The sequence below is a fragment of the Litchfieldia salsa genome, from assembly GCF_900104555.1.
Taxonomy (GTDB): Bacteria; Bacillota; Bacilli; order Bacillales; family Bacillaceae_L; genus Litchfieldia; species Litchfieldia salsa.
The window spans coordinates 1-24,179 of the sequence record NZ_FNJU01000011.1 but is presented as its reverse complement, the minus strand read 5'-3'; the positions used below and the strand labels follow the sequence as shown (position 1 = coordinate 24,179).

Annotated in this window: 27 protein-coding genes; 26 read left to right on the top strand and 1 reads right to left on the bottom strand. The window is 35.5% G+C overall.

Features of this window, described 5'->3' with window-relative positions:
- Positions 1-11 precede the first annotated feature (11 nt).
- Positions 12-1,091, top strand: a complete 1,080-nt coding sequence (gene fni, locus BLQ56_RS17625) for a type 2 isopentenyl-diphosphate Delta-isomerase (protein WP_090857441.1) — start codon at positions 12-14, stop codon at positions 1,089-1,091.
- Positions 1,092-1,128: 37 nt separating this feature from the next.
- On the opposite strand, the gene BLQ56_RS17620 is transcribed toward fni, so the two are convergent.
- Entirely contained in the window at positions 1,129-1,263 is a 135-nt protein-coding gene (locus BLQ56_RS17620) for a YpzI family protein (RefSeq protein ID WP_090857438.1), read from the bottom strand.
- 172 nt (positions 1,264-1,435) lie between these two features.
- Between BLQ56_RS17620 and BLQ56_RS17615 the strand changes: the two genes are divergently transcribed.
- The 25 genes from BLQ56_RS17615 (at position 1,436) to hisC (ending at position 24,074) form a co-directional block, all read left to right on the top strand.
- A complete protein-coding gene (locus BLQ56_RS17615; RefSeq protein ID WP_090857435.1) occupies positions 1,436-2,044 on the top strand; it encodes a YphA family membrane protein in 609 nt (202 codons plus the stop codon).
- Complete coding sequence (locus BLQ56_RS17610) at positions 2,037-2,933, top strand: YIEGIA family protein (protein ID WP_090857433.1); 897 nt, start codon at positions 2,037-2,039, stop codon at positions 2,931-2,933. The genes BLQ56_RS17615 and BLQ56_RS17610 overlap by 8 nt, the downstream gene beginning before the upstream one ends.
- A complete protein-coding gene (locus tag BLQ56_RS23935) occupies positions 2,930-3,115 on the top strand; it encodes a capping complex subunit for YIEGIA (protein WP_090857430.1) in 186 nt (61 codons plus the stop codon). The genes BLQ56_RS17610 and BLQ56_RS23935 overlap by 4 nt, the downstream gene beginning before the upstream one ends.
- Before the next feature lie 194 nt (positions 3,116-3,309).
- The gene (gene der / locus BLQ56_RS17600; RefSeq protein ID WP_090857427.1) at positions 3,310-4,620 is read left to right on the top strand and encodes a ribosome biogenesis GTPase Der; all 1,311 of its coding nucleotides are present in this window, start codon (positions 3,310-3,312) and stop codon (positions 4,618-4,620) included.
- A 23-nt stretch (positions 4,621-4,643) separates the two neighbouring features.
- Entirely contained in the window at positions 4,644-5,684 is a 1,041-nt protein-coding gene (locus tag BLQ56_RS17595) for an NAD(P)H-dependent glycerol-3-phosphate dehydrogenase (protein ID WP_090857424.1), read from the top strand.
- A 409-nt stretch (positions 5,685-6,093) separates the two neighbouring features.
- Positions 6,094-6,294 (top strand): DUF2768 domain-containing protein, encoded by a 201-nt coding sequence (locus tag BLQ56_RS17590; protein WP_090857420.1) that lies wholly within the window; start codon positions 6,094-6,096, stop codon positions 6,292-6,294.
- Positions 6,295-6,314: 20 nt separating this feature from the next.
- Positions 6,315-7,034 (top strand): hypothetical protein, encoded by a 720-nt coding sequence (locus BLQ56_RS17585; protein ID WP_090857417.1) that lies wholly within the window; start codon positions 6,315-6,317, stop codon positions 7,032-7,034.
- Between the two features lie 198 nt (positions 7,035-7,232).
- A complete protein-coding gene (spoIVA, locus tag BLQ56_RS17580; RefSeq protein WP_090857414.1) occupies positions 7,233-8,711 on the top strand; it encodes a stage IV sporulation protein A in 1,479 nt (492 codons plus the stop codon).
- A gap of 266 nt (positions 8,712-8,977) precedes the next feature.
- Positions 8,978-9,250 (top strand): HU family DNA-binding protein, encoded by a 273-nt coding sequence (locus BLQ56_RS17575; protein WP_175490372.1) that lies wholly within the window; start codon positions 8,978-8,980, stop codon positions 9,248-9,250.
- A gap of 214 nt (positions 9,251-9,464) precedes the next feature.
- Positions 9,465-9,695, top strand: a complete 231-nt coding sequence (gene mtrB, locus BLQ56_RS17570; RefSeq protein WP_090857409.1) for a trp RNA-binding attenuation protein MtrB — start codon at positions 9,465-9,467, stop codon at positions 9,693-9,695.
- Positions 9,696-9,881: 186 nt separating this feature from the next.
- Positions 9,882-10,703 (top strand): heptaprenyl diphosphate synthase component 1, encoded by an 822-nt coding sequence (locus BLQ56_RS17565; RefSeq protein ID WP_090857406.1) that lies wholly within the window; start codon positions 9,882-9,884, stop codon positions 10,701-10,703.
- 1 nt (position 10,704) lies between these two features.
- Complete coding sequence (locus tag BLQ56_RS17560) at positions 10,705-11,409, top strand: demethylmenaquinone methyltransferase (RefSeq protein ID WP_090857404.1); 705 nt, start codon at positions 10,705-10,707, stop codon at positions 11,407-11,409.
- A gap of 44 nt (positions 11,410-11,453) precedes the next feature.
- A complete protein-coding gene (gene hepT, locus BLQ56_RS17555; RefSeq protein ID WP_090857402.1) occupies positions 11,454-12,416 on the top strand; it encodes a heptaprenyl diphosphate synthase component II in 963 nt (320 codons plus the stop codon).
- 104 nt (positions 12,417-12,520) lie between these two features.
- Positions 12,521-12,967 (top strand): nucleoside-diphosphate kinase, encoded by a 447-nt coding sequence (ndk, locus tag BLQ56_RS17550; RefSeq protein ID WP_090857399.1) that lies wholly within the window; start codon positions 12,521-12,523, stop codon positions 12,965-12,967.
- A 153-nt stretch (positions 12,968-13,120) separates the two neighbouring features.
- Positions 13,121-13,897 carry a CheR family methyltransferase gene (locus BLQ56_RS17545; protein ID WP_090857396.1) on the top strand — a complete coding sequence of 259 codons (777 nt, stop codon included), beginning with the start codon at positions 13,121-13,123 and terminating at the stop codon, positions 13,895-13,897.
- Between the two features lie 163 nt (positions 13,898-14,060).
- Positions 14,061-15,233, top strand: a complete 1,173-nt coding sequence (gene aroC, locus BLQ56_RS17540; protein ID WP_090857393.1) for a chorismate synthase — start codon at positions 14,061-14,063, stop codon at positions 15,231-15,233.
- Positions 15,234-16,307, top strand: coding sequence for a 3-dehydroquinate synthase (gene aroB / locus BLQ56_RS17535; protein WP_090857391.1), 1,074 nt, complete (start codon positions 15,234-15,236; stop codon positions 16,305-16,307).
- Positions 16,300-16,665, top strand: coding sequence for a chorismate mutase (gene aroH / locus BLQ56_RS17530; RefSeq protein WP_090857388.1), 366 nt, complete (start codon positions 16,300-16,302; stop codon positions 16,663-16,665). The genes aroB and aroH overlap by 8 nt, the downstream gene beginning before the upstream one ends.
- Positions 16,666-17,038: 373 nt before the next feature.
- A complete protein-coding gene (trpE, locus tag BLQ56_RS17525; protein ID WP_090857385.1) occupies positions 17,039-18,559 on the top strand; it encodes an anthranilate synthase component I in 1,521 nt (506 codons plus the stop codon).
- Positions 18,552-19,571: an anthranilate phosphoribosyltransferase gene (gene trpD / locus BLQ56_RS17520; RefSeq protein ID WP_090857381.1), complete on the top strand. Its 1,020-nt coding sequence runs from the start codon at positions 18,552-18,554 to the stop codon at positions 19,569-19,571. The genes trpE and trpD overlap by 8 nt, the downstream gene beginning before the upstream one ends.
- Entirely contained in the window at positions 19,564-20,319 is a 756-nt protein-coding gene (trpC, locus tag BLQ56_RS17515; RefSeq protein WP_090857378.1) for an indole-3-glycerol phosphate synthase TrpC, read from the top strand. The genes trpD and trpC overlap by 8 nt, the downstream gene beginning before the upstream one ends.
- On the top strand, positions 20,306-20,977 hold the full coding sequence (locus BLQ56_RS17510) for a phosphoribosylanthranilate isomerase (protein ID WP_090857374.1): 672 nt from the start codon (positions 20,306-20,308) through the stop codon (positions 20,975-20,977). The genes trpC and BLQ56_RS17510 overlap by 14 nt, the downstream gene beginning before the upstream one ends.
- Positions 20,955-22,163 carry a tryptophan synthase subunit beta gene (gene trpB / locus BLQ56_RS17505; RefSeq protein ID WP_090857371.1) on the top strand — a complete coding sequence of 403 codons (1,209 nt, stop codon included), beginning with the start codon at positions 20,955-20,957 and terminating at the stop codon, positions 22,161-22,163. The genes BLQ56_RS17510 and trpB overlap by 23 nt, the downstream gene beginning before the upstream one ends.
- A complete protein-coding gene (gene trpA / locus BLQ56_RS17500) occupies positions 22,147-22,965 on the top strand; it encodes a tryptophan synthase subunit alpha (protein ID WP_090857368.1) in 819 nt (272 codons plus the stop codon). Before trpB ends, trpA begins: the two co-directional genes overlap by 17 nt.
- A gap of 8 nt (positions 22,966-22,973) precedes the next feature.
- Positions 22,974-24,074, top strand: coding sequence for a histidinol-phosphate transaminase (gene hisC / locus BLQ56_RS17495; RefSeq protein WP_090857365.1), 1,101 nt, complete (start codon positions 22,974-22,976; stop codon positions 24,072-24,074).
- Positions 24,075-24,179 lie beyond the last annotated feature (105 nt).

Here is a 24,179-nt window from a genome sequence, read left to right as displayed (position 1 = left end):
CGGTGGTAGAAATGAGCAGCAGAAAACAAAGGAAGTTAGAACATATACAGCATGCTCTATCAGTAGGTCAAGATAGAACACATGGATTAGAAGACATAAAGTTCGTGCATCAAAGCCTACCCAATACCAATATCGATCAAATAGACATTTCCACTAAAGTAGGCGAACTTTTATTGAGTTCGCCTATTTTAATAAATGCTATGACAGGTGGCGGTGGAGAGTATACGAGATCGATTAATAAATCGCTATCATTGGTGGCTAAGTACTCAAACATTCCATTAGCAGTTGGCTCGCAAATGTCAGCTATTAAGGATCCATCTGAGCGCTCAACCTTTCAAATTGCTAGAAAAGTTAATCCCAATGGAATAATTCTAGCCAACTTAGGAAGTGAGGCAACTGTAGAAGATGCTAAAAGAGCGGTTGATATGATAGAAGCGAATGGGCTACAAATCCACCTTAATGTTATACAGGAACTTGTAATGCCTGAAGGAGATCGGAACTTTGAAGATGCTTTACTAAGAATAGAAAAAATCATTCATTCAATATCAGTACCAGTAATTGTTAAAGAAGTTGGTTTTGGTATGAGCAAAGAAACTTGTCAACGTTTAACAGATGCTGGGGTTTCATTAGTTGATATAGGGGGAATGGGAGGTACGAATTTTTCTAGTATAGAAAATAAACGTCGGACCCGAGTTCTGGATTATTTCGAAACATGGGGTATTCCAACTGCAGCATCAATTGCAGAAGCGGCAAGCAGTAAACTTCCTCTAACCATTATTGCATCCGGTGGAATACAAAATGCTTTAGATGTTGCAAAATCAATTGCTTTAGGGGCTTCAGTTACAGCTTTTGCTGGACACTTCCTAAAGCTGCTATTGAATTTAGGTGAACAAGCATTGAAAGAAGAAATTTCTAATATTGAAAGAGATCTTAAATTCATTATGACAGCCCTAGGTGCAAAGAGTATAAAAGAACTACAAAATGCACCTATTGTTATAAGTGGTGATACATATCACTGGTTAGTTCAAAGAGGTATTGATCCCAAAAATTATAGTCAAAGGATGATTAAAGAAAGCAGGCTGTCTGATTAGACAGCCTGCTTTCTTCGTTATATAGAAAACCAAGTATTTAATGTTCATTTCTCTCTCTTGCTTCTTCAGGTCCTTCTAACTTCGTAGCGCCTGGATTATGAAGTTCAGGATCTCTGTCAGCACGTACAACATTTCGTTCTCGCAGCTTCTTCTCTTGTCTATCCTTTCCCATTTTCTTTCCCTCCTTTAACCCCTGAAATTTAATTGTGATCTCATAAGAATCATATTTTACTTACTATCGTTATTGTTTCTGAAATTTCTTTATCTATTCTTCCTAATTTCTATGGAAATTCAGTCTAATATACAATTATTTTACCCATAATGAAAAAGGTAGGAGGTGGCTGATGGAAGGTCTTTATTTTTATTGGATTACTTGGTTGGGGTGGATTTATACAACCTTTTTTATGGATAAAGGAAAAAAACGTTTAATACTTTCATTTTTGATATTACTAATTCTTAGTCTTTCATCGATTGATTTATTGATTAACACATATCACTTAAATCTTGTTCATTTAATTATTCTCATTCTTCCTTTTGCTTTAATCGTAAAAAAAACAATTGCTCAAAAAGTATATTTACTCATTTGTTCGCTAACCATAACTATTGCATACGTAACCTTCCAATTGTTTGAATTATTTGATCCGATTTGGCTGTTTCTTGACCGGAAATGGATGCTAGCCATTGTGCTTGTATACTTAACATTAATGCTAACGAAAGAAAGAGTGTCTAGAATAGCTTGTCTATTAATTGGGAGTTGTCAGGGTGAATTACTCTATGGATTCATCATTAATAAGTTTCGGTTCAACTATGAAATTGGTTCTTATTCATTTTTAGATGTATTATCACTTTCTTTTATTATTGTGTTTGTTTGGTTAAAATTAGAGGTTTTAATCCAGTATATTGATGAGATGGTTCAAAAAAATGCAAAAGGAGAAACTCGAATAAATGAATGAATATACATATCCAATCTTGTTCGGATTAATATTTGGTGTTGCGACAAGAATTTATATGCTCCGCACCGATTATCGACAATATCCAACTTATCTGCACGGTAAGATTATTCATGTTGCTTTAGGTTTTATTGCAGCGGGTTTAGGTTCTGTTGCTGTTCCGTCCATCATGGAACAAGAATTTACAGCCATTACATTTCTTACAATTGCAGCTTCACAGTTTAGAGACGTAAGAAATATGGAACGAAATACATTAACAGAGTTAGATCAATATGAACTAGTAAAAAGAGGGAGTACATATATTGAAGGGATTGCGGTCGCATTTGAAAGTAGAAATTATTTAGTTATACTAACATCATTCTCGACAACTTTTGCTTATTTAGTTTGGAATGTTTGGATTGCACTTGTCGTAGGGATCCTTGGTATCTTTGTTTCTAAAAAGTTAATGGCAGGTGGAAAACTAAAAGATATTGTTGAAATTGAATATATGGAACCTAGGTTTGATGGTGCAGGCTTATATGTTGATAATATTTATATTATGAACATCGGCCTACCGGCAAGGCAAAAAGAAGTACTGAAATATGGTATGGGTTTTGTATTAAAGCCAAAAAACTTTAATGTACGCTCAACGATTGCTAACTTGGGACAAAGACAAGCGATCTTACATGATGTTTCAACTGCATTAGGTGTGTATAGGGACTCAGGAACACCTGCACTTGTTCCGTTAGCCAAAAGAGACCTTGATGATGGAAGGGTAGGTATCTTTGTCTTACCTCAAGAGAAAGACATAGAGAAAGCGATAGCGGTAATTGGTCAAGTACCAACATTGGAAAATGCGATAAGAATGCCTACTGAATCAAAGGCCAATAAGAAAGGGCGGCGTTTAAAATAAATATAGAAAAGTATATTTTAGCCATTATTACGACAAACCCTTCAAAGGTAGCTGGCAGCACTGCGATTTTTACATGTCAATCAAAGGAAGAGATGGAACAGACAGCGGCAAGCTTAGAAGCGATATTAGATGGAATTGCGCATGGACTTAGTGACGACCTATATGTCATAGTAAAACACTGATATTTAATTTAATTGCTTTTATAACCATTTCTGATAAAATATAAAAGTTAGCCCTTCTAAAAGAGAAGGGTTTATTTCATACATATTGCTAGTTGTTTATATTGGCTTTTTAAATTTCGCCTTAAAAGCATGTCTTAACATAAGAACTGTGAAAAATAGCTTACAATATTAAATAGAGGAAGGGTGATTGTATAATGGTGAAACCAGTAGTAGCTATTGTTGGACGACCTAATGTAGGGAAATCAACCATTTTTAATCGTGTAGTTGGAGAAAGAATTTCAATTGTAGAAGATGTACCAGGAGTGACGAGGGATAGAATTTATAGTTCCGGAGAATGGTTAAATCAGGTTTTTAATATTATTGATACAGGTGGAATAGAGGTTGGAGACGAGCCGTTTTTAGCACAAATACGCTATCAAGCAGAGATTGCGATTGACGAAGCGGATGTGATTATCTTTATGACCAACAGTCGTGAAGGAGTAACTGCGGCAGACGAAGAGGTCGCAAAATTGCTCTTTAGATCTAAGAAACCAGTTGTACTTGCCGTTAACAAGGTAGATAATCCTGAAATGCGGGAAGCTATTTATGATTTTTATTCGTTAGGGTTTGGAGAGCCGTATCCAATCTCAGGTTCTCACGGGCTTGGTTTAGGTGATTTGTTAGATGCAGTAATTGAGCATTTCCCTAAAAAGGGAAATGATGATGATGATGATGATAAAATCAAGTTCAGCTTAATTGGTAGACCAAATGTAGGGAAATCTTCATTGGTAAATGCGTTATTAGGTGAAGAAAGAGTAATTGTTAGTGATATAGCTGGAACAACAAGAGATGCAATTGATACTGAGTTGAAGTATAACAATAAGGAATACGTCATTATCGATACTGCCGGAATGCGCAAAAAAGGGAAAGTATATGAAACAACAGAAAAATACAGTGTCCTTAGGGCTTTAAAGGCGATTGAAAGATCTGATGTCGTTTTAGTCGTTATTAATGCAGAGGAAGGTATTATTGAACAAGATAAGAAAATTGCGGGATATGCGCACGAAGCAGGTAGAGCTGTTGTTATTGTTGTTAATAAGTGGGATGCAGTAGAAAAAGATGAAAAAACAATGAAGGAATTTGAGCAAAAAATTAGAGATCATTTCCTATTTCTTGATTATGCACCTATTGTGTTTTTATCTGCAATCACGAAAAAACGTATTCATACACTAATCCCTATGATTGAATTGGCTAGTGAAAATCACTCATTAAGAGTGGAGACAAATGTCTTAAATGATGTCATAATGGATGCAGTTGCAATGAATCCTGCACCTACAGACAAAGGAAAACGATTAAGAATTTATTATGTAACACAAGTTGGGGTAAAGCCACCTACTTTTGTTGTATTTGTTAATGAACCAGAAATTATGCATTTTTCATATGAACGCTTCTTAGAGAATCGAATCCGTGCTGCTTTTGGATTTGAAGGAACGCCTATCAGATTATTGACAAGAGCGAGAAAATAAGAATTAGTAGTGAGGTGTGAGAAATGGGTCAACAAATAATCGTTATAGGTGCAGGTAGTTGGGGAACTGCACTAGCAATGGTGTTAGCCGATAATGGACATGAAGTTAGGTTATGGGGGCATAACAAAGATTTAATTTCAGAAATTAATCAATACCATACAAACAGTCGGTACTTACCCGATATTAAGCTACCTGAAGAGATTATTGGATATCATGATCTCGAAGCAGCGTTAGAGGGTATACATACAGTAGTCCTCGCAGTTCCAACAAAGGCAATACGTGAGGTTTTACAAAAGGTAACTGGTTATACAGATAAACCCTTAACAATTGTCCATGTGAGTAAGGGAATTGAGCCTGATTCATTAAAGAGAATTTCTGAAATTATTGAAGAGGAAATGCCAAAAGAATTGTTAAAGGATGTTGTCGTTCTATCCGGACCAAGTCACGCAGAGGAAGTTAGTTTACGTCATCCGACAACAGTTACATCTTCATCTAAAAATATAACTGCTGCTGAACATGTACAAGATCTATTTATCAACAAATATTTTAGAGTTTATACAAATCCTGATATTGTAGGTGTTGAAATAGGTGGTGCATTAAAAAATATTATTGCATTGTGTGCTGGAATTACGGATGGGCTAGGTTACGGGGATAATGCAAAAGCAGCATTAATTACAAGAGGACTCGCTGAAATTGCTAGATTGGGAAGCGTTATGGGTGCAAATCCTTTAACTTTTTCTGGACTTACAGGTGTTGGAGATTTAATTGTTACTTGTACAAGTGTTCATTCGAGAAATTGGAGAGCGGGTAATTTGCTCGGAAAAGGTCAGAGTTTAGAAGAAGTGTTAGAAAACATGGGTATGGTTGTTGAAGGAGTAAGAACAACAAAGGCTGCTTATCAACTTGCACATAAGATGAATGTTAGCATGCCAATTACATTTGCTCTATATGATGTTCTTTTTAATGATAAAAGTCCTAAAGAGGCAGTGGATTCTTTAATGGGACGTTTACCGACACATGAAATGGAGGACCTTTCAAATATACTAGGTGAGAGTAGGAATTAATCGCTCACACTAGGCGTTTGTTCTGCATAGCATAAACAGAGTGCAGTTCGAAGGAGGTTTTCTATGGAGAGTTTACGTCCGAAAAAAATGGTTTTTTACCTCTCTAATTAATTTTTTTATATAAACTACAAACTTATTATAAATAGATTTACGAAAGATAGGCATTAGACGATACATTTTGAACTTCGTTCGCATAGTATGCAACGTGATACTGTAAGGGTTGAACATGTGGTATGGGTTAAAATAGTTATTCATGATACTGAAGTAAAGATGCCCCTCTTTACTTCAGTATTTTTTTTAAATGATTTGGTTTCATTTATCGATTATGAATTTTATGGTATAATATTTTGCGGTGGACAAGACATATAGTGCTCAGTACGTCGGAGAATTAAGATAAGGAGATGTAAGAATGACACCAGGTTTAATTAAAATGTGGATTTCTTTATCAGCGATGGGCTTTATGTTTATTGCGGTTATTGGGATTTATTTTAGCAGGTATAAATTTAAAGGTATATTTAAGATCATTACAACCGTGTTAGCCTACTTTTTTATGGTATTAGCGGGGATTATCATTTTCTTTGTCGTATTCAGTGGTCCGGTTAGTGATTAGATGAATAAAGGCGGATTTTAATGAAAAAATATAGTATTTACATAATGTTAATTGCGGTTTTAATTTTGTTAACGGGATGTATGTATCCCGACGAAAAGCTGGTGGAAAACCAAGTTCCTTTTGAACATCAACTAGATTCTGTACAACAATCCGTTATAAATTTTCAAGAAGCAAACGGTGGTCTGCTACCTATAAAGACAAGGGAAATGGATACACCGATCTATCAGAAGTATCCTGTGGATTTTAATAAACTTATTCCTAGATTCATAGGAGAGCCACCTGGTTCTGCTTTTGAAAGTGGGGGAGTTTATGTTTATGTCCTAGTAGATGTGGAAACAGATCCCAAGGTTAAACTTTTTGATTTAACGATTACTGAAAAAATAAGAGAATTGAAACTTAGGTTAGATGTGTACAGAAGAGAGAATGGATATCCACCAGTAAAAGATGTAATAGATACAAATATCTTCACATTAGACTATGAAAAGCTAGGTATGAAAGAGGAGCTTTTTGTAGTTAGTCCATTCACAGGAAACAATCTACCACTTGTTATTAATAATGAAGTAGAAGTGTTTGTTGACTATCGGATAGATCTCTATAATGCCCTAACTAACAATAAACATTCCTTTAAACCAGGTGAAGATATTCGGAATATCTTGGTGGAAAATTCAATGTTCGTTCCTGCTCATTCAGCTCCTTATACAATTAATTCTGAAAACGAACCAATTTTTTTAAAAAAATAGTTATGAACCCTTCCTTGCTGAATAGAATCTAGAGGAAGGGTTTTTTTACTCTAAAAAAATTAATAACTTGGGTTCTGAAATTATTTTTAACATCTAGTCATAATTAAATAGGACAACGTCATACATATATAGTGTCCTAGATTATTTAATTTGTCGGATATTATTATCCCAGGAACTCTAAGATCAGGAGGGGATCACTTGGAAAAGGTAGATATTTTCAAAGATATCGCTGAACGTACCGGTGGCGATATTTACTTAGGAGTCGTTGGTGCGGTAAGAACAGGTAAATCTACTTTCATCAAGAAATTTATGGAGCTAGTAGTTCTACCGAATATCGGTAATGAAGCTGATAAAGCAAGAGCGCAGGATGAGTTACCTCAAAGTGCGGCTGGAAAAACAATTATGACTACAGAACCAAAATTCGTACCAAATCAGGCAGTTTCAGTCCATGTGGGTGAGGGGCTTGATGTAAACATTCGTCTGGTAGATTGTGTTGGGTATACTGTGCCTGGTGCTAAAGGTTATGAGGATGAAAATGGACCAAGAATGATTAATACACCTTGGTATGAAGAACCAATTCCTTTTCACGAAGCTGCTGAAATTGGAACGAGAAAGGTTATTCAAGAACACTCAACTATTGGAGTGGTTATTACTACTGATGGTTCGATAGGTGACATTCCACGAAGAGATTATATTGATGCAGAGGCAAGAGTAATTAATGAACTAAAAGAGGTTGGCAAACCTTTTATTATGGTCATCAATACGGTTCAACCACATCATCCTGATACCGAAGCGTTAAGACAAGAGCTTACTGAAATGTATGATATTCCTGTCTTAGCGATGAGTGTTGAGAGTATGAGAGAAGGCGACGTTTTCAATGTACTTAGAGAGTCGCTATATGAATTCCCTGTACTTGAAGTCAATGTTAATTTACCAAGCTGGGTCATGGTATTACGTGAAGATCATTGGCTAAGAGAGAGTTATCAGGATGCTGTAAAAGATACAGTAAAAGATATTAAACGTCTGCGGGATGTTGACAGGGTCGTTGGTCAATTTAGCGAGTACGACTTTATTGATCAAGCGAGCCTTGCGGGGATTGAAATGGGTCAGGGTGTAGCAGAGATTGATTTGTATGCCCCAGATGACCTATATGATCAAATACTAAAAGAAGTTGTTGGTGTAGAGATTCGTGGTAAGGATCACTTATTACAACTTATGCAAGACTTTGCTTATGCAAAGGCAGAGTACGATCAAGTATCTGATGCGCTTCGAATGGTGAAGCAGACAGGTTATGGTATCGCAGCTCCTGCATTAGCAGATATGAGTCTTGATGAACCAGAAATTATCCGTCAAGGATCAAGATTTGGGGTACGATTGAAGGCTGTTGCACCTTCCATTCATATGATAAAAGTGGATGTTGAATCAGAATTTGCTCCAATCATTGGAACTGAAAAGCAAAGTGAAGAACTTGTTCGATACTTAATGCAAGATTTTGAAGATGATCCACTATCGATTTGGAATTCTGATATCTTCGGAAGATCTCTCAGTTCAATTGTTCGAGAAGGTATTCAAGCGAAATTATCACTAATGCCGGAAAATGCAAGATACAAGTTGAAGGAAACTTTAGAACGCATTATTAATGAAGGCTCTGGTGGATTGATTGCTATAATTCTATAAAACAATTAAGGCTCCTTTCTCAAGGAGTCTCTTTTTAATTTGACAGCCAAATATTTGTATTAAATATGGCTAAATATACCTAAAACGGAAATAAACTGCTCGAAAAATATTGAAATATGTCTAATTATCGTTTAATATAAGGCATGTTAGCATTTACTAGACTTTTTGAATGTATAGGAATAGCTAAATATGTAAAGAAATGATTAATGAATTGCAAGTATCGTTGCATAATTATATTTCTTAGATTTTGGGAGGAGGTGAATAGCATGAACAAAACAGAATTAATTAACGCTGTAGCCGAAAGTACAGAACTTTCTAAAAAGGATGTAACTAAAGCTGTTGATGCTCTATTTGACTCAATTTTGGAAGCATTAAAAAATGGTGATAAAGTACAATTGATTGGTTTCGGAAACTTTGAAGTTCGCGAACGTGCAGCTCGTAAGGGACGCAATCCGCAAACAGGAGAAGAAATCGAAATTGCAGCAAGCAAAGTTCCTGCATTTAAACCAGGTAAAGCTCTAAAGGACGCTGTGAAATAATACATAATCACCTGATATAAAAAGGAGAATCGTTTATAAATGATTCTTCTTTTTTTTGCTTTTCATATCCCCAATATGCTAAAATTTCAATTACATTAGTATTTTATAAATTATGGTCACAGAAAACATTGATATGTTTGACAGATATAGCTTTTTAAGAGATAGTTATGGAAGATTATTTAAAAGTCTTCTTTACATAAGGGGAGAAAATTTCATGAGTTTGAATGATAAAAATGATTTTATCGTAATAAAAGCAGTAGAAGATGGAGTTAATGTGATTGGATTAACACGTGGCACAGATACGAGATTTCACCACTCCGAAAAATTAGACAAAGGCGAAGTGATGATTGCTCAATTTACTGAGCATACTTCAGCTATAAAAATTAGAGGTAAAGCAGTTATCCAAACTAGTCACGGAGAAATTGAAGCGGATGCGAAGAAATAAGCAGGACATATTCCTGCTTTATTTTTTAATGTTAGATTTGATTTCTTGGTTGTCAATAAATAGTTTACTTTAAAGCTCATGTATGAGCCAAAAAAGCAAAAAGAAGTTAGATATGATATAATATAGTTTGTTTATTAAAAGTAGATAAGATAATAAGTTATAAATAGGGGAAACAAGGGTGATTGAATGCTGGACATCAATGTGAAAATAACCAATTTTAAGAAGCGAATTGAAGGGGAAATTAATCATTCATATTTACATAAGTATTTAAACCCCCCTAAGATTGATGAGGACAAGCTTCTTTTGTTATATACAATATTTGAAGAAATAGAAATTGGGGAGAAGGAATTAGAACATTATGTTTTAACTACAATGCTTATTCAATTGGCCCTAGATACGCACGACCAAGTGAGTACAAGTCCTACTAGTACATCTGAGGATCTTTTGAAAAATCAGCTCACTGTGTTAGCAGGGGATTATTTTAGTGGTTTATATTATTATTTCCTTGCTCAGGAAGGCGATATTCCGATGATACGGTCTTTAGCTGAGGCTACAAAAGAAGTAAATGAACATAAAATCAAAGTTTATCAATGTGATATAACACAAATTGATACCCTACTTGAAAGTATAGAAAAAATCGAATCTTTATTAATTTCACAAGTAACACAATATTTCCAACTATCAAAGTGGGAGGATTTCATTTCAAAGTTTCTACTTCTGAAGCGTCTATTACATGAAAGAGAGTTGTACACTAGGGAAGGTGTTTCACCTGTCATAGATGCATTTCATAATGTGCTACAGTCTCAGTTTAAACTTACAAGTGAGTCCTTTGAACGAGAGGAAATCAAGAATAAATTTGATTTGTACATTTATGATGTAAAAACATCTCTTTTACAATTAGTGTCAAAGAACTTTAAATGTAACCAAACACTTGAGGTAAGAATTAATCAGTTACTTAATTGTCAACCCCAGTTATCAATGAAAAAGATTGTGGAGGAAGGTTCATAGGATGCAACAATCAAAAGAAGATCGTGTTCATCATGTGTTTGAAAGTATTTATAAAAATTATGATAAGATGAATTCAGTAATTAGCTTTCAGCAACATAAAGCATGGAGAAAAGATACAATGAAGAGAATGAATGTCCAAAAAAATCAAGCAGCACTTGATTTGTGTTGTGGTACTGCCGATTGGACAATTGCATTAGCTGAAGCGGTAGGTCCAGGTGGAAAAGTAATAGGTTTGGATTTTAGCAAAAACATGTTAAAAATCGGACAAAATAAAATAGAAAAACTAAAATTAGATCAAGTAACGTTAGTCCATGGTAATGCAATGGAACTACCATTTGAAGATAATTCTTTTGATTATGTAACCATTGGATTTGGACTTAGAAATGTTCCGGATTATATGCAGGTGTTAAAAGAAATGTGTCGTGTGGTAAAGCCTGGTGGAAAGGTAGTGTGTCTGGAAACGTCACAACCAACCCTAATTGGTTTTAAACAAGTATACTATTTCTATTTTCAATACGTGATGCCCGTATTTGGGAAGCTTTTTGCGAAGAGCTACAAAGAATATTCCTGGTTACAAGAATCAGCTCGTGAATTTCCTGGAATGATAGAGCTTGCACAATTATTTAGAGATGCTGGGTTATCTGATATTGAAGTGAAACCATATACAGGTGGGGTTGCAGCCATGCATTTAGGATATAAAAAATAGAAGTTTTTTGTCTTCTAGACTAAAGTAAATTAAGGTGATTTTCCATGAAACTAAAAATGATGTACTCTTTCTTAAACGCAGATATAGGTTTGATCGAAAAGGAACTTGAGGCTACTGTACAGGCTGAACATCCTCTTCTTAGGCAAGCTGGAGTTGAATTACTACAAGCTGGTGGTAAACGTCTTCGTCCAGTTTTTGTCCTCTTAGCTGGTAAATTTGGAGAATATGATATCAATCGAATTAAACATGTGGCCGTTGCTCTTGAGCTAATACATATGGCATCGTTAGTTCATGATGATGTTATTGATAATGCTGAACTTCGAAGAGGCAGACAAACGATAAAAGCAAAATATGATAATAAAATTGCAATGTATACAGGTGATTTTTTGTTTGCCAGAGCATTAGCGTTAATGACTAAATTGGAAAATCCTGTAGCTCACAAAATTCTTTCACATACAATGGTTGAACTTTGTATTGGTGAGATCGAACAAATTAAAGATAAGTATAATTTTAACCAAGACCTTCGTACTTATTTAAGAAGAATAAAAAGAAAAACAGCCTTATTAATTGCTGTTAGTTGCCAACTTGGTGCAATAGGAGCAAATGCATCAGAGGATATCCAAAAAAAGTTATATTTATTTGGATATTATGTTGGTATGTCTTTTCAAATTACAGATGATATTTTAGATTTCACTGCAACTGAGGAACAGTTAGGCAAACCAGCAGGAAGCGACTTGTTACAAGGAAATATAACACTACCTGTATTATTAGCTCTAAAGAATCTTGAAATAAGAGAGAGTATCTCCGCAATAACTAAAGATTCAACTGAATCTGATATTAGACCCATTATTGATATGATAAAGACTTCTAGCTCTATTGAAAAGTCCTTTGAACTTAGTAACTTATACCTTAATAAGGCGTTTAAGATATTGGAGGAGTTACCGAATAATAAAACGAAAACTGCTTTGAATAATATTGCTAAGTTTATTGGCAAAAGGAAGTTTTAACCCCCAATGGATATTGATAACCAATCAAAAAAATGTTAATATTTTGATTGGTTGGTCTTTATTGCCAGTCAATACATACATAACTTTTGTGGGGTGGAGAAGAGATGGAAAAGACATTTTTAATGGTAAAACCAGATGGGGTACAACGTCAATTGGTCGGAGAGATTATTTCTCGTTTCGAAAGAAAGGGCTTTCAATTGGTTGGCGGGAAATTAATGAACGTTTCGAGTGAACTTGCTGGAGAACACTATGCTGAGCACAAAGAACGACCATTTTTTAATGATTTAGTTGAATTTATAACATCCGGACCAGTTTTTGCTATGGTATGGCAAGGGGAAAATGTCATCTCTACTTCTCGTAAAATGATGGGTGTAACAAACCCTAAAGAAGCTACACCTGGAACAATCCGTGGTGATTTCGGTTTAACTGTTAGAAAGAATATTATTCACGGCTCGGATTCTCCTGAAAGTGCTGTTCGTGAAATCGGTTTATTCTTTTCTGAACAGGAATTGCAAGATTATAGTAAGTTAATAAATAGATGGATTTATTAACTTTAATGGGTTAAACTTTTAGTAGACGCCAAAAAAAACAGATATATTTTAACGTGCCTGGCACCCATTTGATCTCAAAATAAGGTCGATTGATTTGTGCTAGGTACTTTGTTTTGGTAGGTGTAAAAGTTTTAATGTCAGAGGAGCAAGCAAATGAGTGAAGAAGATTATATTCAATTTACAATGGATATTAAAAAGAAATCAGGGATCGATTTGTCTCTTTATAAAGAGGCACAAATGAAGCGTAGGCTATCATCCTTATATGAAAAAAAGGGGTATAAAAATTTTAAGGAATTTTTCATAGCACTGAATAAGGAAGATAAATTGTTTCATGAATTTCTAGATAGGATGACTATTAACGTCTCCGAATTCTATCGTAATGGTAAGCGTTGGGAAGTACTTGAACAAAAGATTATCCCACAATTGTTAAGTAAGAGTAAGACTTTAAAGGTGTGGAGCGCAGCATGTTCAACTGGGGAAGAACCTTATACATTAGCGATGATTCTTTCAAATTTCCTACCGTTATCTGCAATCTCTATTCTTGCAACTGATATAGATACTAATGCGATTGCACGAGCGAAAATGGGAGTCTATCCTGAGCGTTCGCTTAAAGAAGTTCCTGAAAAGATGAAACAAAAATTTTTCACATTAGAAGATAATCACTTTAAGGTTAATGATGATTTGAAAAGTAGGGTAACATTTAAGCAGCAAAATTTATTAGCCGATTCATTTGATCGTAATTTTGACATCATTGTTTGTAGAAATGTTTTAATTTACTTTACTGATGAAGCGAAAAATCTTTTATACCAAAAGTTTAGTTCTGCTTTAAAGAAGGATGGTATTTTCTTTGTTGGTAGTACTGAACAGATTTTTAATCCTAGTTTGTATAACCTGGAGACAGAAGAAACATTCATTTACAGAAAAATATAAATTGTTAAAAAGTTCATCACCTGTGGTGGACTTTTTTTATTTCTGATATAAGATATAATTATGTCGATTTATTCAAATTTTTAAAAAATATTGCTACTCGTACACTCTATTCTGTGATATATTGGTACATAATCGCTTTAAAGTCATGAAGGGGGATATAAAAATGAGGTACTTAACCGCAGGAGAATCACATGGTCCACAGCTTACAACTATTATAGAAGGAGTACCAGCAGGACTAAGTATAACACACGAAGATATTGATATAGAACTAGCAAGACGACAAAAAGGCCATGGTCGTGGAAGAAGAATGCAAATAGAGAAAGATCAGGTCCAAATATTAAGTGGAGTTCGACATGGAAAGGCGTTAGGCTCACCAATTACATTAGCTGTTGAAAATAGAGACTGGACTCATTGGACAAAAATAATGGGAATTGAGCCAATTGAAGAGGGAGTAGAGGATGAAATAAAGAGAAAAATATCACGTCCTCGCCCAGGGCATGCTGACTTAAATGGTGCAATTAAATATGGTCATCGTGATATGAGAAATGTATTAGAACGTTCTTCAGCTCGGGAAACAACAGTGAGAGTTGCAGCAGGTGCGGTTGCTAAAAAGCTATTGTTTGAGTTAGGAATTACTGTTGCAGGTCATGTTGTTGAAATCGGTGGGGTGAAAGCTGAACGTGTTCCTTACAAGGATTTAACAGAATTACAAGAAGTGACTGAAGCATCTTCAGTACGTTCTTTTGACCCAAAAGTAGAACAACAAATGATGGATGCCATTGACCAGGCGAAAGAAAATGGTGATTCGATTGGTGGAGTAGTTGAGGTCATTGTTGAGGGCATGCCAGCTGGTGTGGGTAGTTATGTCCATTATGATCGAAAGCTTGATGCTAAGATAGCTGGAGCTGTAATGAGTATAAACGCATTTAAGGGTGTTGAATTTGGTATTGGCTTTCAAGCAGCCCAATTACCTGGAAGTAAAGTTCATGACGAAATCATCTGGGATGAGGAAAATGGTTACACAAGACGAACCAATAACTTAGGTGGATTTGAAGGTGGCATGACGACTGGGATGCCTATAGTTGTAAGAGGTGTGATGAAGCCTATTCCTACACTTTACAAACCATTAAATAGTGTCGATATTGAAACTAAAGAAGTATTTGCTGCAAGTATCGAAAGGTCTGATAGTTGTGCAGTACCAGCTGCGAGTGTTGTAGCTGAAGCAGTTGTTGCATGGGAGGTAGCGTCAGCAATTGTCGAGCAATTTGGTCAAGACCGAATTGATTTACTATTAGAGAATATTAATCGTAGTAAAGTTCATGCGAGGGATTTCTAAATGGAAGTACTTCAAATCAAGACCCAAACGAAGGATTATCCTTTGTATGTTGGATCAAATATATCAATAAACCTTCCGGAGTTTATAAAAGGAAAAGTGACGAAAATTTTAATAATTACTGATGAAAATGTCAGTAATTATTATCTAAAACATATAGAAGAGATATTAAAGGAACATTTTCCTGTTACTTCTTTTATCATACCAAGCGGAGAAAAAGCAAAATCAATTGATGTTTTTTACAAATGCCACACCCACGCCCTCCAAGAGAAATTAGACCGTTCATCACTTGTCATCGCTCTTGGTGGAGGAGTTGTGGGAGATTTAGCTGGATTTGTTGCGGCTACATACATGAGGGGAGTCCCCTTTATTCAGATGCCTACTACACTTTTAGCACATGATAGTGCTGTAGGTGGAAAAGTGGCTATTAACCATGAACTGGGTAAAAATATGATTGGTGTATTTAACCAACCAGAATCTGTTGTTTATGATATTTCATTATTGAAAACTTTACCAGAGAGTGAAATGAGATCTGGATTTGCAGAAGTTATTAAACATGCGCTAATAAAAGATGTAGAGCTTTACAATTGGTTGAAAAAGAATGTTCACTCGATGGCAGACGTACAAGGTGAACACCTACAGCATATGATCATTAGTGGAATTAAAGTGAAAGCTGATGTTGTTTATGAAGATGAAAACGAAACTGGAATTCGTGCGTACTTAAATTTTGGTCATACCTTAGGTCATGCGATTGAAGCAGAGTTAGGGTATGGTCAGATTTCTCATGGAGATGCTGTTGCGATAGGAATGCTATTTGCTATTAAAGTGAGTGAGAATCATTATGGTATCGAACTTAACCATGATTCATTCCTGGCTTGGTTTGAGCAATATGGATTTCCAATTTCAATTCCAAGTGGTTTGAGTGCAACATCACTTTTAGAAAGAATGAAAAGAGATAAGAAATCAAAAGAAGATAAAATTCGAATGGTTCTTCTTCGGGAAATTGGAACTGTCGAATTAGTACAGGTAAATGAAGAAATGATCAGGTCCATGCTTGGGGAGGTTTGTAATGATTAGAGGAGTAAGGGGAGCTACGACAGTAGCTGAAAATAATGACGTAGAAATCATTAAAGCTACAGATGAACTCGTAAAAGAAATGATCAGTAAAAATCATATTGCAGCTACAGATGTAGCGCAGGTTTTGATATCGGTAACAAATGACCTTGATGCTGTTTTTCCAGCAGCAGCTTTAAGAAAAATTGAGGGTTGGTCATTTGTTCCCGTAATGTGTATGCAGGAAATTCCTGTACCGAATTCACTTAGAAAATGTATAAGAGTAATGATGACGGTAAATACATCAATTCCTCAAGAGAATATTAATCATATTTATCTAGGGAATGCTGTTAGTCTAAGACCAGACTTGAAGGCTGAATAATTTTAAATTTCTGAGTATTGTTGACAAATTGCAAGGATATGTAATAACATTATATTAGATAGTGTTTTATGAGTATAGAATAAGTAAGTATTAGATTTTAGATTAGTTTAGAAATCAGTGTTTCATAGCAGAGCATAGGGTAGTCAGAGTAAATAGGCAGGTAATTAGATATACTACAAGGTTTACTACTTTTGTATGTATATTAGTTTGTGTTATTTACTTTGAGAGAATGAGTGAGTTTAGCCGAGGTTAGCTAGGTTTATTAAGTGTTCAACTCCTACCCCAAGACAAATACATGTCTTTGGGTTTTATTTTTTTAAAAATCCTCCTAAACCTCATTCTCCATAAATAAAAAATATGGAGGAATGAAAAAATGACAAATCCTGATGTAACCTCTTTTTTATCAGATTCACTTAAATATAAGACAATACCGATTATTAAACGGTTTATTGTTGACACATTAACCCCCATTCAAATATTTCAAAATGTTGAGAGTGATGCTTCGTTTTTACTAGAGAGTAAAGATGATGAGTCATCTTGGTCAAGATACTCGTTCATTGGTTTAAAGCCATTTCTCTTTATTCAAGAGAACAGCGGTGTTTTTACCGTAAAGAATGAAAGTAAACAGAAATTAATTAAGAAAGAGACTCTAAAGGAAGCCTTTAACTGGGTAGAGCAAACCCTTGCTATAAAGAAAATAGAGTTGGATATTCCTTTTAGCGGAGGAGCTGTTGGTTATCTTGGCTATGATTCCATTTCTACATTTGAGAAAGTAGAAGAAAATCCTAATAAAGATATTAATGTAGAACGACAACAGTTTTTCTTCTGTGAAACAATTATCGCCTACGATCATCATGAACGAGAAGTGATCTTTATTCATAACGTTAGGTTGAATGGCGATGAGAATGATAATAGTAAACTGGCAATATTGGAGCACGCCTATTCTAAGATTAATATGTATATTTCTAAAATCATGCATCAGGGTAATCAACAGGAGTTGAAACTGGAAAATGAATATTCAGTAGATGTCTCATTTGAAGGTGTTAAATCAAACTACGAGAAAGAAAAGTTTATCGAAGATGTAAATAAAATTAAAGAATATATTGCGGCAGGGGATGTTTTTCAGGCAGTACTATCACAACGCTTTGAAATTCCTGTTAATGTTACTGGCTTTCAATTATATCGAGTGTTGAGAATGGTTAATCCATCACCATATTTATTTTATATTAAAATTGATGATCTTGAAATTGTTGGTAGTTCGCCAGAAAGACTTATAAAAATTGACAATACCCATCTTGAAATTCATCCGATTGCAGGTACAAGAAGACGAGGTCGAACAGAAGAAGAGGACTTACGACTTGAAGAGGAATTAAAGAACGATAAGAAGGAACAAGCAGAGCATTATATGTTGGTAGATTTAGCTAGGAATGATATTGGTAGAGTTGCGAAATATGGAAGTGTAAATACACCTGTATTAATGGAGCTTGGCCGATTCTCCCATGTTATGCATTTAATTTCTAAAGTAACAGGTATATTAGATGAAAGAATTGATCCGATCGATGCATTAATTGCAGCTTTTCCAGCAGGAACTGTTTCAGGTGCACCTAAAATCCGTGCTATGCAGATTCTAAATGAATTAGAACCGACAGCTAGGAATTTATATGCTGGCACTGTTGCATATATCGGTTTTGATGGAAACATAGATTCTTGCATAACGATTAGAACAATCGTACTAAAGGATGGAATTGCTTATGTTCAAGCTGGTGCAGGTGTTGTAGCTGATTCTATACCAGAACTTGAATGGAAAGAGACAAGAAATAAGGCAAGTGCATTAATCAAAACCATTGAAGTTGCTCAAAAAACTTTTAGTGAACAGGAGGATCTTTATGTTTAAAGAACTCTTAAATAAGTGTGTTCAAGGAAATACTTTGTCTGAACAGGACTCATTTAAAATAATGAATGAAATTATGGAAGGAAGAGCAACTGCTAGTCAAATTGCTAGTCTGTTATCGATCATGAGATTTCGCGGTGAAACTGTTGATGAAATGACGGGTTTTGCTAGAGCGATGAGAACTCATATGACGACACTTGAGTATCAAGGCGACGTGATTGATACTTGTGGAACTGGTGGGGATGGTACGCAAACTTTTAATATTTCTACTGCCTCGGCCATTATCGTTTCTTCTCTAGGTGTAAAAGTTGCAAAACATGGTAATCGTGCAGTTTCATCAAAAAGCGGTAGTGCTGATGTGCTTGAAAAACTAGGTATAGAAACACAAGGTACGAGGGAGCAAGCAATCACTGCTTTAAACGAGAACGGTATGAGTTTTTTATTTGCCCCTCTTTATCACTCTGCGATGAGGCATGCAGTTTTGCCAAGGAAGGAAATCGGATTTAGAACTATTTTTAACTTGTTAGGTCCTTTATCAAATCCAACAGGGTGTAAAAAACAGGTGATTGGTGTTTATTCAACTGATTATGCGGAAAAAATGGCCGAGACATTGAAAACACTTGGTTCAGAGCATGTGTTATTCGTAACTGGTAGAGATGGGTTAGATGAAGTGACAATCACAAATGAAACTGATGTCGTTGAATTGAAGAATGGTCAGATTAGTAGGTTCACCTTGAAGCCTGAGGATGTAGGTCTTACTAGAGGTTGTTTAGACGAATTAGTAGTATCTTCATCAGAAGAAAGTGCAGCAATGATTCAAGATATTATGTGTAATAAATCTAATGAGAGTGCAACCAATATTGTTATTATAAATTCAGCGGTAGCGTTGTATGTTGCTGGTAAAGTAGAAACGATTAATAAAGGTGTCTTACTAGTGAAAGATGCTTTGCAAAATGGTCTAGTAAAAGAGCATTTTAATAAACTACGTGCTCGAAAGGTTGAAAAATATGCTTAATAAGATTATTGAACAAAAAAAGATTGAATTAGAACGTCTTTACATGCCAGAAAATAAAATGATAGAAAGAAAATCTCTCTATCAAGCACTTACTCATTCTGATAGAAAACCAGCGTTGATTGCAGAAATTAAAAAAGCTTCTCCATCAAAAGGCATTATTCGTGAAAATTTTAACCATCTTGAGATAGCCAAAGACTACAAATTTGCTAAAGTAGATGCAATGTCTGTCTTAACCGATGAAAAATTTTTTAAAGGTGCGATCCAATATTTAATTGAAGTAAAAGAGATTGTTGATGTTCCTGTATTAAGAAAGGATTTTATCATTGATTCTAGGCAGATAGAGCAAAGTGTTCAAATTGGAGCCGATGCCATTCTTTTAATTGGTGAGGTTCTAGAGCCTTCACAATTATATGAGTTTTATCAAGAAGCATATGAAAAAGGTTTAGAGTGTTTAGTCGAGGTACACTCAATTGATACACTAGAAAGAATCTTGAAACAATTCTCTCCTAAAATATTGGGTGTCAATAACCGTAATCTTAAAACCTTTGAAACAAGTCTTAACCAAACACAGGAATTGGCAGAGTATATCCCAAAGGACAGTATATTAGTAAGTGAAAGTGGAATTCATACTCCGAACGACCTAAATCGTGTTCGGGAATATGGCGCAAAAGCTGTATTGATTGGTGAGGCATTTATGCGACTTGAAAAGCCAAGTATGGGTATTAGGGCTTTATATGGTGAACATTAAGGATTCGCTTAAAGTTAAATATTGTGGTAATAAATCATTAGTTGATTTGAAGATAACCGCTTCTAGTCAGGCACAGTATCTGGGTTTTATTTTTGCTAAGAGTAAAAGGGAAGTGCGTCCTGAAGATTTAAAGTCTTGGTTAGAACATGTAGATGTCAGATCAAAGAAACTAGTTGGTGTATTTGTAAATTCAGCTATTGATGAAATTCTATCTGTTGTATCTAAGGTTCCTTTATCAGTTATTCAATGTCATGGAACAGAATCTCCTCAAATGCTTACAGAAATAAAAACGGTATTAAATAGAGAGGTTTGGAAAGTCATTCACCATTCTGACAACAGTTTTAAACATATGGAAGATTATAGTGGAATCGCGGATGCCTATGTTATTGATAGTAAGGTGAAAGGGATGTGGGGTGGTTCTGGTGAAGTATTTGATTGGAGCTTTATCCCGCAATATATAAAAGAAGCAAAACGTCAAGGGGTACCATGCTATATAGCTGGTGGTGTAAACAAAGATAATCTTAAAGAATTATTAACGTTTCAAATAGATGGGATAGATCTATCTAGTGGAATAGAGTTAAATAATATAAAAGATAAAGAAATTATAAAAAAAATTGAAGAGCAGGTGAAGCTATATGATACAGGTTCCAGATCATAATGGTCGTTTTGGTGAGTTTGGCGGGAAATTTGTGCCAGAAACATTGATGCAACCTCTAGAAGAAATTGAGATTGCTTTAAAAGAAGCCTTAGAAGATGATGCCTTTAAAAAAGAGTATTTTGATATTTTGAAAGAGTACTCGGGACGTCCAACAGCTCTAACTTATGCAGAAAATGTCAGTAAGAGCTTAGGTGGAGCTAAAATATATCTGAAAAGAGAAGATTTAAACCATACAGGTGCCCATAAAATTAATAATGCGATTGGTCAGGCTCTTTTAGCAAAGAGAATGGGAAAGAAAAAAATTATTGCTGAAACTGGAGCAGGACAGCATGGTGTTGCATCAGCAACAGTAGCTGCAAGATTCGGAATGGAATGTAAGGTATTCATGGGAGAAGAAGATATTGCCCGTCAAAAACTGAACGTCTTTCGTATGCAATTATTAGGTGCGGAAGTAATTCCGGTTTCAAGTGGAAATAAGACATTAAAGGATGCAACCAATGAAGCAATTCGTTATTGGGTATCAAATTGTACAGACCATTTCTATATAATTGGTTCTGTTGTAGGGCCACACCCTTATCCAAAAATGGTTCGAGATTTTCAACGAGTTATTGGAGATGAGGCAAGAAGTCAATTTTTAGAAAGAGAAGGAAAACTGCCTACTAAGATTGTAGCGTGTGTTGGTGGTGGAAGTAATTCAATTGGTATGTTTTACCCGTTTCTTGAAGATCAGGTAGAAATGATTGGAGTCGAGGCAGCTGGGAAAGGTGTCGACTCGGATCTTCATGCAGCTACTATTACAAAAGGAACAAAAGGAGTTATTCATGGATCACTTACCTATTTATTACAGGATGAGTATGGCCAAATTACAGAACCTTATTCAATATCTGCTGGTTTAGATTATCCAGGTGTGGGTCCTGAACATGCCTACTTGGCTGACACAGGCAGAGTTAAATATGAGAGCGTTACAGATGCACAGGCAATTGAAGCACTTCAGCGGCTTACAATTGAAGAAGGCATTATTCCTGCAATTGAATCTGCACACGCTTTGGCAAAGACGTTTGAAATAGCAGCTATGATGAAGCCTGATGAAACGATTCTAGTTTGTTTATCTGGGCGCGGGGATAAAGATGTGCACTCATTAATGGAGGTTATCGAAGGAGGAATAGAATATGAACACAACGTTTAATGAACGGTTACCAAAGGTTGACCATTTGTTTATTCCGTTTATTGTAGCAGGTGATCCACATCCAGATGTGACAATTGAGCTAGCACTAGCCCTTCAAGAGGCTGGAGCATCTGTTCTAGAACTAGGAATCCCATATTCTGATCCACTTGCAGATGGACCAATCATTCAAAGAGCATCACAAAGAGCATTAAAAAATAATATGACACTTGAACAAGCAATGAACTTAGTGGGTAAAATGAGAGAAAAAGGGTTAAATATTCCTGTTGTAGTATTTACCTATTACAATCCTGTGCTACAATTAGGAGAGGATCGCTTTTTTACTTTAGCGCATAAAAATGGCGTTGATGGTCTACTTGTTCCTGATTTACCTTATGAAGAAAGTGAACATCTTCGTGAAGAGTGTCAACAGCAGGGGATTAAATATATCTCTTTAGTAGCACCAACATCTTCAAAACGTATCGAAAAAATTGCAAATAACGCACAAGGCTTCCTTTATTGTGTTTCTTCATTGGGCGTAACTGGTGTAAGGGATACATTAAATGAAGATGTACTTGGGTTTTTAACTGAAGTTAAGCAGTATAGTAAAATACCAGTAGCGGTAGGTTTTGGTATTTCTAATGCTGACCATGTCCGTTTACTTCAAGACCATTGTGACGGAATTGTCATTGGTAGTGCAATTGTAAGAAAGATTGAAGAATTAAACGAAGCTTTACTTCTTCCTACTTCAAGACAGAAGGCACTGGTAGAATTCAAAGGATACGTAGAAACCATTATTGCGCCAATTAAACCATGTGAGGTGTAATTGTAGGAATGGAAATTAAAGAGCAGTTATTAGATTTGAAGCCATATCAACCCGGTAAGCCGATTGAAGAAGTAAAAAGAGAGTTTGGATTAAAAAAAATTACGAAGTTAGCATCGAATGAAAATCCATATGGATGCTCTGAAAAAGCAAAACAAGCTATAGTAACAGAACTTAATACACTTGCATTATACCCGGATGGTTATTCTACTGAGTTAAGACAAACGTTGTCTAAGCATTTGGGGGTAGAGGGATCACAAATCATTTTCGGAAATGGATCTGACGAAGTCATTCAAATTATTTGTAGAGCCCTTTTAGCTCCAGGGAAAAATACAGTAATGCCAACACCTTCTTTCCCACAATATAAACATAATGCAGTTATTGAAGGTGCTGAGATAAGGGAAGTCGAATTGGTAAATGGTGAGCATAACTTGCCTGAGATGTTAGCGTCAATCGATGATAATACTCAAATTGTATGGATTTGCAGTCCGAACAATCCAACAGGTACTTATGTTAATAAAGAGAAGTTGCTTTCATTTGTAAGTCAAGTTCCAGAGCATGTACTTATCGTTCTAGATGAAGCCTATTATGAATATGTTGACGCAGATGATTACCCTGAAACAATTGAATTATTAAGTAGTTATCAAAATGTAGTGGTTCTCCGTACATTCTCGAAGGCATATGGTTTAGCATCATTGCGTATTGGTTATGGAATTGGATCGAGCCGATTAATTGGACAAATCGAACCAGCACGTGAGCCTTTCAATACGACAAGAGTGGCCCAAGCAGCTGCAAATGCAGCGATTGGGGATCAAGCCTTTATACAAGAATGTGTTAAAAAGAATAAAGCCGGTTTGGCACAATTCTATTCATTTTGTAAGGAGTATGATCTTTCCTACTATCAATCACAAGGGAATTTTATCTTAATAGATTTCAAGCAAGAAGGAAATCAAGTGTTCCAGTATTTACTTGAGCGAGGGGTTATTGTAAGGTCAGGTAATGCGCTCGGATTTCCTACAAGTGTTAGAATTACTGTTGGGACAGAGGAACAAAACTCAGACATCATTCGTCTTTTAGCTGAAATGCTACAATCTCAAAAAGCAAAAGTTTAACGTGAAAGCGCGAGATAGGAGATGTTATGATCTTCTTTCTCGCTTTTCTATTGTCTAGCTCCAGGAGCCATCGGCTCGGGTCATAAGCCAATCCGCCAAGAAGGT